The sequence below is a fragment of the Maricaulis sp. ABE4_448 genome, assembly GCF_056160825.1.
This window is the reverse complement of the sequence record NZ_JBSWXX010000003.1, coordinates 382,251-396,035: the sequence shown is the minus strand read 5'-3', so window position 1 is coordinate 396,035 and position 13,785 is coordinate 382,251. Positions and strand designations below refer to the sequence as shown.

Below are 13,785 nucleotides of genomic sequence, written 5' to 3'. Positions count from 1 at the left end.
AAGGAGTGCCCGAGATGAGCTTTCGCATCACCGGCCTGTCGCCGGAACCCTTCCGCCCCCTGTTCGGCCTGCCGGACGCGGAACTCGCCGCCCGCGGCATCGTCCGCAAGACCGTCACCGCCAAGCCCGGCTTTCCCTGCCGCATCACGCTGGACGATGCCGAACCGGGCGAAAGCGTGCTGCTGCTCCATCATGAAAGCCACAGCGCCGACACGCCCTACCGCTCGGCCTATGCGATCTATGTGCGGGAGAATGCGGCCGAAGCCGCCCAGCTGACCGACGAGATCCCGCCCGTCATGCGTGGCCGCCCGCTGGCGCTGCGCCTGTTCGACAAGGACGGCATGCTGGCCAGCGCTGAGCTGGCTCTCACCGGCGATCCGCGCGCAGCCATCGAGGCTGCCCTCGCCCGCAGCGAGATTGCCTATATTGACGTCCACAATGCCGCGCACGGCTGCTTTGCCGCTCGGGTCGAGCGCGCCTGAGACGGGCCCTACCCTGCAGCCGCAGGATAGTAGGTGGGCGAGCCCGGACCGACCGGCAGCCCCGGCAGGCCGAGCCCAAAGGGCAGATCCAGGCCGAAGGCCCAGAGGTAGAAGAAGCTGGACCAGAAAATCAGGAAGAAAATGCTGTAGGGCAGCATCATCGCGATCAGCGTGCCGACGCCCAGATTTTTGTCGTAGCGCGTTGCCCAGGCGAGGATGAGGCCGAAATAGCTCATCATCGGGGTGATGATATTGGTCGAGGAATCGCCGATCCGGTAAGCCGCCTGGATCACTTCCGGGGCATAACCGATCAGCATCAGCATCGGCACGAAGATCGGCGCGGTGACGGCCCACTGCGCCGAGGCCGATCCCAGTGACAGGTTGATCACCGCACACATCAGGATGAAGAGGAAGAAGACCAGCGGGCCGGTCATCCCGGTATCCTGCAGGAATTGTGCGCCGGTGACGGCCGTGATCGCACCCAGATTGGTCCAGCCGAAGAAGGCGACGAACTGGGCGGCAAAGAAGACCAGGACGATGTAGAGGCCCAGGGCGCTGATCGCACCGGCCATGGCGTCGATCACGTCCCGGTCGGTCTTCATCGTGCCGGTGGCCCGGCCATAGGCATAGCCCGCCGCAATGAAGAAGATCAGGATCCACACCACGAAACCGCGGAAGAAGGGCGACGCGATGCGGTCGCCGGTATCGGGGTTGCGCAGCACGCCCCATTCCGGTGCGAGGGTCAGCGCCATCAGCGCGAAAACGCCCAGAATGGCCAGACCGGCCCAGAGCAGACCCTTGCGTTCACCCGGCTCCAGCGGCTGCATCATGTGCTTGTCGAGCACGGTCTCGTCGGCCCGGGACGGATCGTATTTCCCCAGCTTGGGCTCGACGATGAAAATGGTCACGAGCGAGCCGATGGCCGTGATCACAAAAGTCGACACGAACATGAAATACCAGTTCGCCGTTGCCAGGACTTCATAATCCGGATCGATCAGCCGCGCCGCTTCCTGGGTAATGCCGGCAAGCAGCGGGTCGATCGTGCCGATGAGCAGATTGGCGCTGTAGCCGCCGGAAACACCGGCAAAGGCCGCCGCCATCCCGGCCAGCGGATGCCGGCCCAGAGCGTAGAAAATCGCCCCCGCCAGCGGAATCAGCACGACATAGCCGACTTCGGAAGCCGTGTTCGAGAGGATGCCGGCGAACACGATGGCCACCGTCACCACGTGGCGCGGGGCCGACAGAACCATCGCCCGGACGGCGGCAGACAAAAGGCCCGATTTCTCGGCCACACCGACACCCAGCATGGCAACCAGCACCACGCCGAGCGGTGCAAAACCGGTGAAGTTTGTGACGAGATTGGTCCATATCCGGCGAATGCCATCGCCATCGAGCAGGCTGACAGCGCGGATCATGCCGTCCTCGGCAACACCGCGGGCGCCGGCGGGACGCGGATCCTCGACCGCAACCCCGAGCCAGCCGAACAGGCCGGAGAGCAGAACAATGCCGACGGCCAGGATCGCGAACAGGGTGACCGGGTGCGGCAACAGATTCCCCAGCCATTCCACCCCGTCGAGAAACCGCGTGAAAACACCGCGCCGCGGCGTGTCCTGGCTCGTCCGGCTGTCACTCATGTCTTCCCCTCACCGCGGCCCGTCTCCCCGGACCGTGTGTCTAGCTAGCCCCAGCTTCCACCGGTGGGCATGTAGCGCGCCACCAGGCCGGATTCGTTGATGATGTAATAGATGATCCAGAGGCCGGAGGTCACGATGGTGCACCACCACCCCTTGCGGATCAGGTTGGGCGCCATCGGCGCACCGGGCTCGGTTCCCGCCACGATGTCGCCCGCCTCCTCCTGCGACCGTACGCCGATCGGCAGCATCATGAAGAAGACCAGCCACCACACGATCAGGAAAACGACCAGCCCGTTGACCACACCCACGCCTTCATCCCGGATGAAGAAGCGCGACAGCCAGAGCGCCGCGGCAATCCCCGGCAGGACGTATTGAGCCCAGCGCGGCATCAGGATGGTTCCTGCATGAGTTCAATGAGTTGCCCGTGGGAATTCTTCGGATGAATGAAGATTACAGGAACACCATGCGCGCCGATATAGGGCTCACCCGTCCCCAGAACGCTCGCGCCCTTCTCCACCATCGCATCGCGCGCGGCGACGATGTCGGGCACTTCAAAGCACAAATGGTGCTGACCGCCCTTGGGATTGCGTTCGAGGAATTTGTGGACCGGGCTGTCATCGCCGAGCGGCTCGAGCAGTTCGATCTCGGAATTGGCCAGATGCACGAAGGCGACGCGAACCCCCAGATGCGGGAAGTCCTTCGTCTGCGTCGCATCGTCCGCGCCGTAAAGTTCGGCATAAGTCGCCTTGGCCGCCTCGATATCCGGCACGGCCACGCCGACATGGTTCAGACGTCCGATTTTCATCTCAAACCTCCAGAATGATCACTTCCACCCAGGGTTTCTTGCCCCAGATCCGCGACGCTTCACGGCGCACCGCACGGCGGATTTCCTCTTCCGCTGTTTCCACGTCACGCCGGTCGCGATTGGACAGACGGTCAAAGGCGCGCTCGGCCTCGTCGGCCAGTGCGTCGAGGAATTCCTCCAGCGAGAGCGACCGGTCCTCGGCGACACCCATGGCGCGCACATCGGGACCGGAGACCAGCTCGCCCTTCTTGCCATGCACCGCCATCGCGACCGTGACCTGGCCGGCATAGGCCAGCTTGCGGCGCTCGCGCATCGACAGGGCGTTGGCGTCGGTGACGAAATTGCCGTCCAGATGCAGACGGCCCGCCGGCGCCTCGTCGACAATCGACGCCCCGCCATCAGTACGCAGTTCCACCATGTCACCATTGCGCACCGTCACGGCATGCGGCACCTGGAGTTTGCGGGCAAAGGCCGCATGCTCGATCAGGTGACGGCGCTCGCCATGCACCGGGATCGCCACCTTGGGCTGGGCCCATTGATACATCTGGGCCAGCTCGTCGCGGCACGGATGGCCGGAGACATGGATCGGCCGGTTCTTCTCGGTGATGATCTCGACGCCGCGCTCGGCGAGCCGGTTCTGAAGCTGGAAAATGCCCAGATCATTGCCGGGAATGACGCGGCTGGAAAAGATCACCGTATCGCCCGTACCCAGCGTGACATTGCGGTGATTGCCCTCGGCAATCCGCGACAGCGCCGCGCGCGGCTCACCCTGGGACCCGGTGCACAGATAGAGGATTTTCTCCGGCGGGAAGAAGCCCGCCTCCTCTTCCCCGACGAAATCCTGCACATGCTGGAGAAGCCCGACGGACTTTGCCGCCGCCGTCATGCGGTGCATGGAGCGGCCTACAAGACACACACGCCGGCCATTGGCCTCGGCCGCCTCGACCGCCGACTGCAGGCGCGCCACATTGGAGGCGAAAGCCGCAATGGCGACCTTGCCGGTCGTGTTCTCGCCGACGACCTTGACCAGCTCTTCCTTCACGCCCGCTTCCGAGCCGCTCTCGCCCGGAGAGAAGACGTTCGTGCTGTCGCAGACCATGGCCAGCACGCCCTCCTCGCCCAGCGCCGTCAACGCGGACACGTCGGTCGTCTCGCCGATCAACGGATCGGGGTCGATCTTCCAGTCGCCGGTGTGCAGCACCAGACCGGCCGGGGTACGGATCGCCAGACCGTTGGGTTCGGGAATGGAGTGGGTCAGCGTGATCAGCTGGATATCGAAGGGGCCGAGATCGAACCGGCTGTCGAGCGATATCTCGTGCAGCTCGACCTCGTTCTCGAGACCGAACTCGCGCAGGCGGTCGCGCACCAGCCAGGCGGTAAAGGGTGTTGCCCATATGGGGCACTTAAGGCGGCGCCACAGGTGCGCAACGGCGCCCATATGATCCTCGTGTGCATGGGTCAGCACCATGCCGATCAGATCGTCCCGCCGCTCCTCGATGAAGGCGGGATCGGGCATGATGATGTCGACCCCGGGGGTCGACAGGTCACCGAAAGTGACGCCGCAATCGACAATGATCCATTTCTGGTCGTCCTCCGGGCCGTAGCCATAGAGGTTGAGGTTCATCCCGATTTCGTCAGAGCCGCCGAGCGGCAGAAAATACAAACGATCAGTCAAGGCTTCCGCCATTGAGTTTCCAGACTTCCATGAGGCCGCGAATGGTCAGATCGCCATCGTAATGGTCGATGGTGCGGGAGGCCCCTTCGAACAGGGACACCACGCCCCCGGTGGCGACAACCGTCATCGGCGCGCCCCATTCGGTCTTCAGACGGTTTACCAGACCATCGATGAGATCGATATAGCCCCAGAACACGCCGGACTGCATCGCGGACACGGTGTCCTTGCCCATGACCCGCTGGGGCTTGGCGATCGCGACCCGCGGCAGTTTCGCGGCGGCGGCGTGCAGGGCCTGCATGGACAGGTTGATGCCCGGCGCGATGATGCCGCCCTCGAAGGCCCCGTCGGCGCCGATCACGTCGAATGTCGTCGCGGTCCCGCTGTCGATGATGATCAGCGGCCCCTGATAGACCGAGCGCGCGCCGAGTGCGTTGACCAGACGGTCGGCACCGGCATCCTGCGGCCGGTCCAGACGCACTTCGATATCCATCAGCACGCCCGGCTCACCCACAATCACCGGCTCGGTGCTGCAATAGCGGCGCGACAGGTTGCGCAGATTGAACAGGGCCTGCGGCACCACGGTGGAGATCACACAGCCGGTGATATCACTCAGCTTGAATCCCTGCAGGGACATCAGCTGCGACAGCCAGACAGCGTGCTCGTCGGCCGTGCGGGTCGAATCCGTGCCGGATCGCCACTGCGCGACCCAGGCCTTGCCGTCATGAACGGCAAACAGCGTATTGGTATTGCCGCAATCAATCGCGAGCAGCATGGCTAGTCTCTCCTCACCGCGGGCGCCGTCGCCCCGGCGGGGAAGAAGACGTCACCAGCGGAGATATATCGCCGCCCGCCATCATCCAAGTCCAGCCGCAGCGATCCGTCAGGGCCCAGATCGGCAAACACCCCGCTCACGGTCTCGTTCTGAAGGCGTGCCTCACAGCGCTCGCCCAGCCCGTGAGCCCGGGCGAGCCAGCCATCGCGCAACGGGCCGAACCCGTCCTGCAGCCAGCGGCGGCGCCAGCGCTCGAACGCATCGACGAGGGTTTCGAGGGCCTGTTCACGCGAGATCGCACCACCCGCAGCGCCCAGCGAGGTGGCGGGCCGTTCGCTGTCATCGGGCGCGGCGGCCAGATTGATACCGATGCCCAGCGCAAGCCACAGCCCGCCACCGGGCGCCTGGCCCGATTCAAGCAGAATGCCGGACACCTTTCGCCGGTTCACAAGCACGTCATTGGGCCATTTAACCCGCGTGGCGGCCGGATCGCGCAGCGCCGTGTCGCAAACTTCGGCCACCGCCAGGGCTGCTGCAAAGGAGAGCTCCGCCACCCGGCCGGGTTCGGCCTGGAAGGTGTAGAGCCCCGTTGTGAAGAGATTGCCCTCGAGCCCCGTCCAGGCCCGGCCGCGACGGCCACGCCCGGCGAGTTGCCGGCGCGCGGCGATCCACAGCGGACCGCGCGCGCCGGCCAGAGCCCGCTCACGCGCATCCGCATTGGTCGATTGCGTCTCGTCGAGCCACTCGATCGCAGGCGAAGGGAGCGACAAGGTCTAGAGGACGGTCAGCCCGACGGACACGGCCCGGTAAACCACCCAGCCCACCACCGGCAACAGGGCCACTGTGGCCAGGCCAGCCAGGCGCGTCACCCAGTAGATCGACAGGGCTGCCGGAACGAATTCCACCTCGCCCTCGTCGAACCAGACCGTCTTCACCACCCGCAGATAGTAGGCCGCGCCCACCACGGAGAAGAGGACAGCCAGAACGGCCAGGATCAGGAGGCCGGATTCAACGGCCGCGTAGATCAGGAAGAATTTGCCGAAGAAGCCGACCATGAAGGGCAGACCGCCGATGGAGAACATCAGCGCCGTGATCGACCAGCCCAGGCCCGGACTGCGCTGGGCCACACCGGCCAGATCGGAGATCTGTTCCACCATGCCTTCGCGCGTGCGCATCGACAGGATGGCGCCGAAGGAGCCGATCACCGAGATCATGTAGAGCACCATGTAGACCAGAAGCGCCCACATGCCGGTCTGGCTCGCCGCTGCAACGGCCACCAGGGCGTAGCCCATATTGGCAATCGAGGAATAGGCCATCAGGCGTTTGATATTGGTCTGGGTCAGCGCGCCGAAGGCGCCGATACCCATGGACAGCACGGCCAGGATCCAGATCACGTCGCGCCATTGCTCGACCATGCCGCCGAAGGGCTCGACCAGCACGCGGGCCAGCAGGATCATGGCGGCAAATTTGGGAGCCGTCGCAAAGAAGGCCGTCACCGGCGTCGGTGCGCCCTCATAGACATCCGGCGTCCACATGTGGAAGGGCGCGGCGGAAACCTTGAAGGCCAGACCGCAGATCACGAAGACGAGGCCGAAAATGAGGCCGACCGTCGGACCGCTTTCCACGGCGATGGCGATCTCGTTGAAGCCCGTGGCACCGGCAAAACCGTAGACCAGCGAAGCGCCGTAAAGCAGCAGGCCGGACGACAGCGCGCCCAGCACGAAATACTTCAGACCGGCTTCCGAGGCGCGCAGGCTGTCGCGGTTGAAGGCCGCCAGCACGTAAAGCGCCAGGGATTGCAGCTCGATCGCCATATACATGGAGATCAGGTCATTGGCCGACACCATCATCATCATGCCGGCGGCGGCGAGCGCGACCAGGATGGCGTATTCCATCTTGCCGAGCTTTTCCGCCTGCAGATACGGCATGGCGAGCAGCATGGCGATCGCCGCGACAATGCCGATGCCGACTTTGGAGAAGCGGGCCAGGCTGTCGAAGACGAAGCTGCCGGAGAAGGCTGTCCCCTCGCCCGTCACGGCGAACAGGGCCGCCAGACCGGCGGCGGCCAGCAGGCCGACCGTCAGCCATTGCACAAGGCGATTGGCACCCTCGCCCTTCAGGAACACGCCCAGCATGAGCAGCGCCATCGCGCCGCAGGCCAGGAGGATTTCCGGGATGAGGAGCGTCAGATCCTGGGAAAGCATGTCCGCAGTCATGGCGTGCCTCTCCTACTGGGCCGGTGCGGGCAGTGCCGCATTGTAGTTGGTGATCAGATTGTCGACCGAGGCCGCCGTGATATCGGTGACCACGGTCGAGGACACGCCAAGCCACAGCGTCATGATAATGAGCGGGATGAAGATCGCCCATTCCATGCGGTTGAGGTCGGTGATGGTCTCGAGTTTCGGATTGGTGATCTCGCCGAACACCACATCGCGATACATGGTCAGCATGTACATGGCCGACAGGATGACGCCGACGGCGGCACCGGTGGCGATCCACCAGCTCACCTGGAAGGCACCCACCATCGTCATGATCTCGCCGATGAAGCCGGACGTGCCCGGCAGGCCGACATTGGCCATGGTGAACAGGGCGAAGATCGCGGCATAGGCCGGCATGCGGTGCACAAGGCCGCCATAGAAGGCGATCTCGCGGGTGTGCATGCGGTCATAGATCACACCGACGCACAGGAAGAGCGCCCCGGAAATCACGCCGTGTGAGATCATCTGGAAGATCGCGCCCTGCACGCCCGTCTCGTTCATTGCGAAAAGACCCATCGTCACGAAGCCCATGTGGGCGACGGAGGAATAGGCGATCAGCTTCTTGATGTCGGTCTGACGGAAGGCCACCAGCGAGGTGTAGATGATGGCGATGATCGACAGCGCGAAGACCAGCGGCGCGAAATAGTCGGAGGCTTCCGGGAACATCGGGATGGAGAAGCGCAGGAAGCCGTAGCCGCCCAGCTTCAGCAGCACGCCTGCCAGAATGACCGAGCCCGCCGTCGGCGCCTGCACGTGGGCATCCGGCAGCCAGGTGTGGACCGGCCACATCGGCATCTTCACCGCGAAGGAGGCGAAGAAGGCCAGCCACATCCACATCTGCGCATTACGGGCGAACTCATAGTCCAGCAGCGCCGTGATGTCGGTCGTTCCCGATTGCAGGAACATGTAGACCATCGCGACCAGCATCAGCACCGAGCCAAGCAGGGTGTAGAGGAAGAATTTGAAGGCCGCATAGACCCGGTTCTGCCCGCCCCACACGCCGATGATGATGAACATCGGGATCAGGCCGCCTTCGAAGAAGATGTAGAAGACCACCAGGTCGAGCGCGCAAAACACGCCGATCACCAGGGTTTCCAGCAGCAGGAAGGCGATCATGTAGTCGGCAACGCGCTTCTCGATCGCGCCGGACGCCATGATACACAGCGGCATTAGACCGGCGGTCAGCAGCACGAAGAGCACGGAAATACCGTCCACGCCGAGCCGGTAGCCCATGCCGATCTCGGCCAGCCACTCGATCTCGTGCACGAACTGGAAGCCCGCGGTTTCACGATCGAAATTGGCCACCAGGATGATGGACAGGACCAGCGTCACCATGGTCGCCACCCAGGCCACCAGGCGCGAATTCCGGTCGATCAGGGCCTGGTCTTCGGGCCGCGCCGTGAAGCGGAAGAGCGCGATGACCAGCGCGCCGATGGCCGGGACGAAGGTCAGGATCGAAAGAAAGGCTTCGAACTCGCCAAACATCTATTGGCCTCCTGCGCCGAACTGGGCCCAGAGCAGAAGCCCCAGCACGCCGATCAGCATGACGAATGCGTAGTGATAGAGATAACCGGACTGGGCCTTGGCGATACGCCGGGCCGCCGCGAGGGTCGAGCCGGCCACACCGTTCGGGCCGAAGCCGTCGATGATGCGGACATCGCCGATTTTCCAGAACAGGTCGCCCAGCCCCTTCGCGCCGCGTACGAAGACGAAATGGTAGATCTCGTCCACATACCACTTGTTATAGAGGAAGCTGTGCAGCGGACCGCCGCGGGCGGCGATGCGGGCACCCATGCCCTCATTGATCAGGTAGAACCAGATCGCGCCCAGGAAACCGATCAGCGTCGCGAAGAACGGCGAGAGCAGCACCCAGACCGGCGGATGGTGTCCGCCGCCATGGTCACCCTCGGCCCCATGATCGTCAGCCGCGACCGCATGATTGTCGGCCGCAGCAACCGCGTGTTCGTCAGCAGCCGGTTCGGCATGGCTGTCAGCCGCCACGGCGTGCGTATCCTCGCCGTGATCGCCTGTCGCACCGTGATCCTCGCCGGCAACGGCCGGACCGTGGGCACCCGCCGCCAGGGCCTCGCCCCAGAAGTGGCCGGAATTGTCGCCGATGAAGCTCGACTTGTAGAGCCCGCCAGCCAGCACGGCTCCGACGGCCAGAACGACCAGCGGCAGCGCCATCGGCCATTTCGGGTCGTGGGCGTGGTCATACACGTCCTTGGGACCACGATAGGTGCCGTGGAAGGTCATGAAAATCAGGCGCCAGGAGTAGAAGCTCGTCAGCAGCGCCGCGATCGTTCCGATCCAGAAGGCCGGAATACCAAAGAACACGCCCTCGCGGCCCGCCATGAAGGCGCCCTCGATGATGGCATCCTTCGAGAAGAAGCCGGCAAAGCCGAGATCCGGCAGGAAGAGGCCCAGTGCGCCGAAGGAGAAACCGACACCGGTCAGCGCCAGCGTGCCGATGATCATCATCAGCCAGGTCATCGGCATCATGCGGAACAGCCCGCCCATTTTGCGCATGTCCTGCTCGTCATGAACGCCGTGGATCACCGCGCCGGAGCCGAGGAACAAGAGCGCCTTGAAGAAGGCGTGCGTGAACAGGTGGAACATCGCCGCGCCGTAAAGGCCCAGGCCCGCAGCGAAGAACATGTAGCCCAGCTGCGAACAGGTCGAATAGGCGACGACGCGCTTGATGTCGTTCTGCGCCATGCCGACCGTCGCCGCGAACAGCGCCGTCACGGCACCGATCACGGTGACAATGGCCGAGGCATTCGGTGCCATCTCGTAGATCGGGAAAGCCCGGCAGACGAGGAAGACACCGGCCGTCACCATGGTCGCGGCGTGGATCAGGGCGGAGACCGGCGTCGGGCCTTCCATCGCGTCCGGCAGCCAGACGTGCAGGAAGAACTGCGCCGACTTGCCCATCGCGCCGATGAAGAGAAGGAAGGCGATCAGCTCGATCGCATTGAAGGACATGCCCGCGAAGGACAGGACCGCATCGGCCTGATCCCCGACCTGGGCGAAGACATCGTCAAACGCCACCGAGCCGAAGACGAGGAAAATCGCCATGATGCCCAGGGCAAAGCCGAAATCGCCGACGCGGTTGGTCACGAAGGCCTTGATGGCCGCGTCATTGGCCGACTTCTTCTTGTACCAGAAGCCGATCAGCAGGTAGGAGGCCAGCCCCACGCCTTCCCAGCCGAAGAAGAGCTGGAGGAAGTTATCGGCGGTCACCAGGGCGAGCATCGCGAAGGTGAAGAGCGACAGGTAGGAGAAGAAGCGTGCACGGTGCGGATCGTGGGACATGTAGCCCCAGGAATAGATGTGCACCAGCGAGGAGACCGAGTTCACCACGACCAGCATGACGGCCGACAGGCTGTCCAGCTTGATCGCCCAGGAGACGTCGAAATTTCCGACGCTCATCCAGGTCGCGAGATGGATCGTGCTCGTGTTGCCGCCGACCGTCACGTCGAAGAAGACGATCCAGGACAGCACGGCCGACAGCAGGACCGCACCGGTGGTGACGATCTGCGCGGCGCGGTGGCCGACATAATTGCCGAAGAGACCGGCAAAGGCCGAGGCGAGGAGCGGCCCGAAGACGATAATAGGTGCCATGATCCCCTAGCCCTTCATCAGGTTGACGCCCTCAACCGAGATATCGCCCCGGTTGCGGAAGAAGACGACGAGAATGGCCAGGCCCACAGCGGCTTCCGCCGCGGCCACGGTCAGGACGAACAGTGCGAACACCTGCCCGGCCAGATCGCCCAGGAAGGACGAGAAGGCGACGAGGTTGATGTTCACCGACAAGAGGATCAGCTCGATCGACATCAGGAGGATGATGACGTTCTTGCGGTTCACGAAAATGCCGAACACACCGATGGTGAAGAGCACCGCGGCGACGGCGAGGTAATGCCCCAGCCCGATCTCCATCATTCTCCAATCCCCTGTCCCGGCTTGATATCCAGCATTTCAACGGCAGTCTTGCGGTCGCGGCCGACCTGGGCGGTCACGCTCTGGCGCTTGACGCCTTCCTTGTGACGCAGCGTCAGCACGATGGCGCCGATCATGGCGACCAGCAGCACCAGGCCAGCAATCTGGAAGAAGTAGACGTACTGGTCGTAGATCACATTGCCGAGCGCCTCGACATTGCTCATGCCGTCCGGCATCGCCGCCGCGCGCAGGGCTTCGGCCTGCGGCGCGCTTTCCCAGCTCATCCCGATCATCGCCAGCTCGATCGCCAGCACGATGGCAATCAGCCCGCCCAGCGGCAGATAGCTCAAAAAGCCCTGCTTCAGCTCGGCGAAGTCGACGTCCAGCATCATCACGACGAAGAGGAAGAGCACCGCGACCGCGCCGACATAGACGACGATCAACAGCATCGCCAGGAATTCGGCGCCCAGCAGCACGAACAGACCCGCGGCCGAGATGAAGGCCAGGATCAGGAACAACACGGACCTGACCGGGTTGCGGGCGATGACGACCATCAGGGCCGACAGGATCGCCACTCCGGAAAAGGCCCAGAAGGCCAGTGATGCGAGCATGATGCCCTCTTCCGTCTAATGTTCAGTCAACGCCCCGCCAATCAGCGGTACGGCGCGTCGAGTTCCAGGTTTCTGGCAATTTCCCGTTCCCAGCGATCGCCGTTCTCGAGCAGTTTTGCCTTGTCGTAGAAAAGTTCCTCGCGGGTCTCGGCGGCGAACTCGAAGTTCGGGCCTTCCACGATCGCATCCACCGGGCATGCCTCCTGGCAGTAACCGCAATAGATGCACTTGGTCATGTCGATGTCGTAGCGCGTGGTACGGCGCGAGCCATCCGCGCGCGGTTCCGCCTCGATCGTGATCGCCAGAGCCGGACAGATCGCCTCGCACAGCTTGCAGGCGATGCAGCGCTCTTCCCCGTTGGGATAGCGACGCAGCGCATGCTGGCCACGGAAGCGCGGGCTGAGCGGCCCCTTCTCGAAGGGATAGTTCAGCGTCGCCTTCTTCTTGAAGAAGTAGCGCATGCCCAGGCCGAAGGCGGACCAGAAGTCCATCAGCAGGGCGCCGCGAAGGGTTTGTTGCAGTCGGCTCATGGGAATTATCCTTGCGGGCCGTAGACGACGGCAGCACCCACCAGGGCCACCGCAACCAGCGAGGTCGGCAGGAAGATCTTCCAGCCCAGGCGCATCAGCTGGTCGTAGCGGTAACGCGGGACCAGGGCCTTCACCATCGCAAACATGAAGAAGAAGAACACGACCTTGGCGGCGAACCAGAAGAAGTGCCAGGCGTGCGAGGCCAGATAGGGCCAGTCATTGACGAACCCGTCCGGGAAAGGCGCATGCCAGCCGCCGAAGAAGAGTATGGTCGTCATCGCGCACATCAGCACGATGTTGAGATACTCGCCCACCATGAAGAGCAGGTAAGGTGTGGAGGAGTATTCCACCTGATAGCCGGCGACGAGTTCGGATTCGGCTTCGGGAAGGTCGAAGGGCGGACGGTTGGTTTCCGCCAGGGCCGAGATGAAGAACATCACGGCCATCGGCACCATCACCAGGAACATCGGCAGCGGGAAGGCGTGGAAGGCCAGAAGGTTCCAGTTCCAGAACCCGCCGGCCTGGATATCGATGATGTCGGAGAGACGCATCGAGCCGGCAAACAGCAGCACGGTGACGATGATGAAGCCGATCGAGACTTCATAGGACACCATCTGTGCCGCCGAGCGCAGCGCGCCCAGGAAGGGATATTTCGAGTTCGAGGCCCAGCCGCCGATGATGATGCCATAGACACCCAGCGACGACATGGCGAACAGGTAGAGAATGCCGACATTGAGGTCGGCGATCACCCAGCCCGGCGCCACCGGCACCACGGCCCAGGTGATGAAGGCGAGGATCAGCGTGATCAGCGGCGCCAGCAGGTAGAGCGAGCGGTCCGCGCCGGCCGGCACGACGATTTCCTTGAACACGAACTTGAAGAAGTCCGCGAAGGATTGCAGCAGGCCGAAGGCGCCGACCACGTTCGGGCCCTTGCGCATCTGCACCGCCGCCCAGACCTTGCGGTCCATCAGCAGCAGGAAGGCCAGCGAGATCAGCAGCACGATCATGAAGGCCAGGATCTGGCCGATCACGGCAAGCGTGCCCCAGAGCGGGCCGAATTGGGAGACGAAATCGCTCAT

At 63.7% G+C, this 13,785-nt stretch carries 14 protein-coding genes; 1 reads left to right on the top strand and 13 read right to left on the bottom strand.

Features of this window, described 5'->3' with window-relative positions:
• The first annotated feature begins 14 nt into the window (after window positions 1-14).
• The gene (locus ACXAJV_RS10930; protein ID WP_475085269.1) at window positions 15-482 is read left to right on the top strand and encodes a DUF1203 domain-containing protein; all 468 of its coding nucleotides are present in this window, start codon (window positions 15-17) and stop codon (window positions 480-482) included.
• An 8-nt stretch (window positions 483-490) separates the two neighbouring features.
• Here ACXAJV_RS10930 and ACXAJV_RS10925 read toward each other — a convergent pair whose 3' ends face one another.
• Genes ACXAJV_RS10925 through nuoH form a run of 13 tightly spaced genes read right to left on the bottom strand, consistent with a single transcriptional unit; the run spans window position 491 to window position 13,785 of the window.
• A complete protein-coding gene (locus ACXAJV_RS10925; RefSeq protein ID WP_475085267.1) occupies window positions 491-2,116 on the bottom strand; it encodes an AbgT family transporter in 1,626 nt (541 codons plus the stop codon).
• Window positions 2,117-2,160: 44 nt separating this feature from the next.
• A complete protein-coding gene (locus ACXAJV_RS10920; RefSeq protein ID WP_475085265.1) occupies window positions 2,161-2,505 on the bottom strand; it encodes a DUF1467 family protein in 345 nt (114 codons plus the stop codon).
• Entirely contained in the window at window positions 2,505-2,921 is a 417-nt protein-coding gene (mce, locus tag ACXAJV_RS10915; RefSeq protein ID WP_475085263.1) for a methylmalonyl-CoA epimerase, read from the bottom strand. Before mce ends, ACXAJV_RS10920 begins: the two co-directional genes overlap by 1 nt.
• A gap of 1 nt (window position 2,922) precedes the next feature.
• Window positions 2,923-4,608: a ribonuclease J gene (locus ACXAJV_RS10910; RefSeq protein ID WP_475085260.1), complete on the bottom strand. Its 1,686-nt coding sequence runs from the start codon at window positions 4,606-4,608 to the stop codon at window positions 2,923-2,925.
• Window positions 4,589-5,368: a type III pantothenate kinase gene (locus ACXAJV_RS10905; protein WP_475085257.1), complete on the bottom strand. Its 780-nt coding sequence runs from the start codon at window positions 5,366-5,368 to the stop codon at window positions 4,589-4,591. Before ACXAJV_RS10905 ends, ACXAJV_RS10910 begins: the two co-directional genes overlap by 20 nt.
• Window positions 5,369-5,370: 2 nt before the next feature.
• A complete protein-coding gene (locus tag ACXAJV_RS10900; protein WP_475085254.1) occupies window positions 5,371-6,138 on the bottom strand; it encodes a biotin--[acetyl-CoA-carboxylase] ligase in 768 nt (255 codons plus the stop codon).
• Between the two features lie 3 nt (window positions 6,139-6,141).
• Window positions 6,142-7,584, bottom strand: a complete 1,443-nt coding sequence (gene nuoN / locus ACXAJV_RS10895) for an NADH-quinone oxidoreductase subunit NuoN (RefSeq protein ID WP_475085252.1) — start codon at window positions 7,582-7,584, stop codon at window positions 6,142-6,144.
• Window positions 7,585-7,596: 12 nt separating this feature from the next.
• A complete protein-coding gene (locus tag ACXAJV_RS10890) occupies window positions 7,597-9,111 on the bottom strand; it encodes an NADH-quinone oxidoreductase subunit M (protein ID WP_475085250.1) in 1,515 nt (504 codons plus the stop codon).
• Window positions 9,112-11,250: an NADH-quinone oxidoreductase subunit L gene (gene nuoL / locus ACXAJV_RS10885; RefSeq protein ID WP_475085248.1), complete on the bottom strand. Its 2,139-nt coding sequence runs from the start codon at window positions 11,248-11,250 to the stop codon at window positions 9,112-9,114.
• 6 nt (window positions 11,251-11,256) lie between these two features.
• A complete protein-coding gene (gene nuoK / locus ACXAJV_RS10880) occupies window positions 11,257-11,565 on the bottom strand; it encodes an NADH-quinone oxidoreductase subunit NuoK (protein ID WP_309297594.1) in 309 nt (102 codons plus the stop codon).
• Window positions 11,565-12,176 carry an NADH-quinone oxidoreductase subunit J gene (locus ACXAJV_RS10875; protein WP_475085246.1) on the bottom strand — a complete coding sequence of 204 codons (612 nt, stop codon included), beginning with the start codon at window positions 12,174-12,176 and terminating at the stop codon, window positions 11,565-11,567. The genes nuoK and ACXAJV_RS10875 overlap by 1 nt, the downstream gene beginning before the upstream one ends.
• A gap of 41 nt (window positions 12,177-12,217) precedes the next feature.
• The gene (gene nuoI / locus ACXAJV_RS10870) at window positions 12,218-12,706 is read right to left on the bottom strand and encodes an NADH-quinone oxidoreductase subunit NuoI (protein ID WP_475085244.1); all 489 of its coding nucleotides are present in this window, start codon (window positions 12,704-12,706) and stop codon (window positions 12,218-12,220) included.
• Between the two features lie 5 nt (window positions 12,707-12,711).
• Entirely contained in the window at window positions 12,712-13,785 is a 1,074-nt protein-coding gene (gene nuoH, locus ACXAJV_RS10865; protein WP_475085242.1) for an NADH-quinone oxidoreductase subunit NuoH, read from the bottom strand.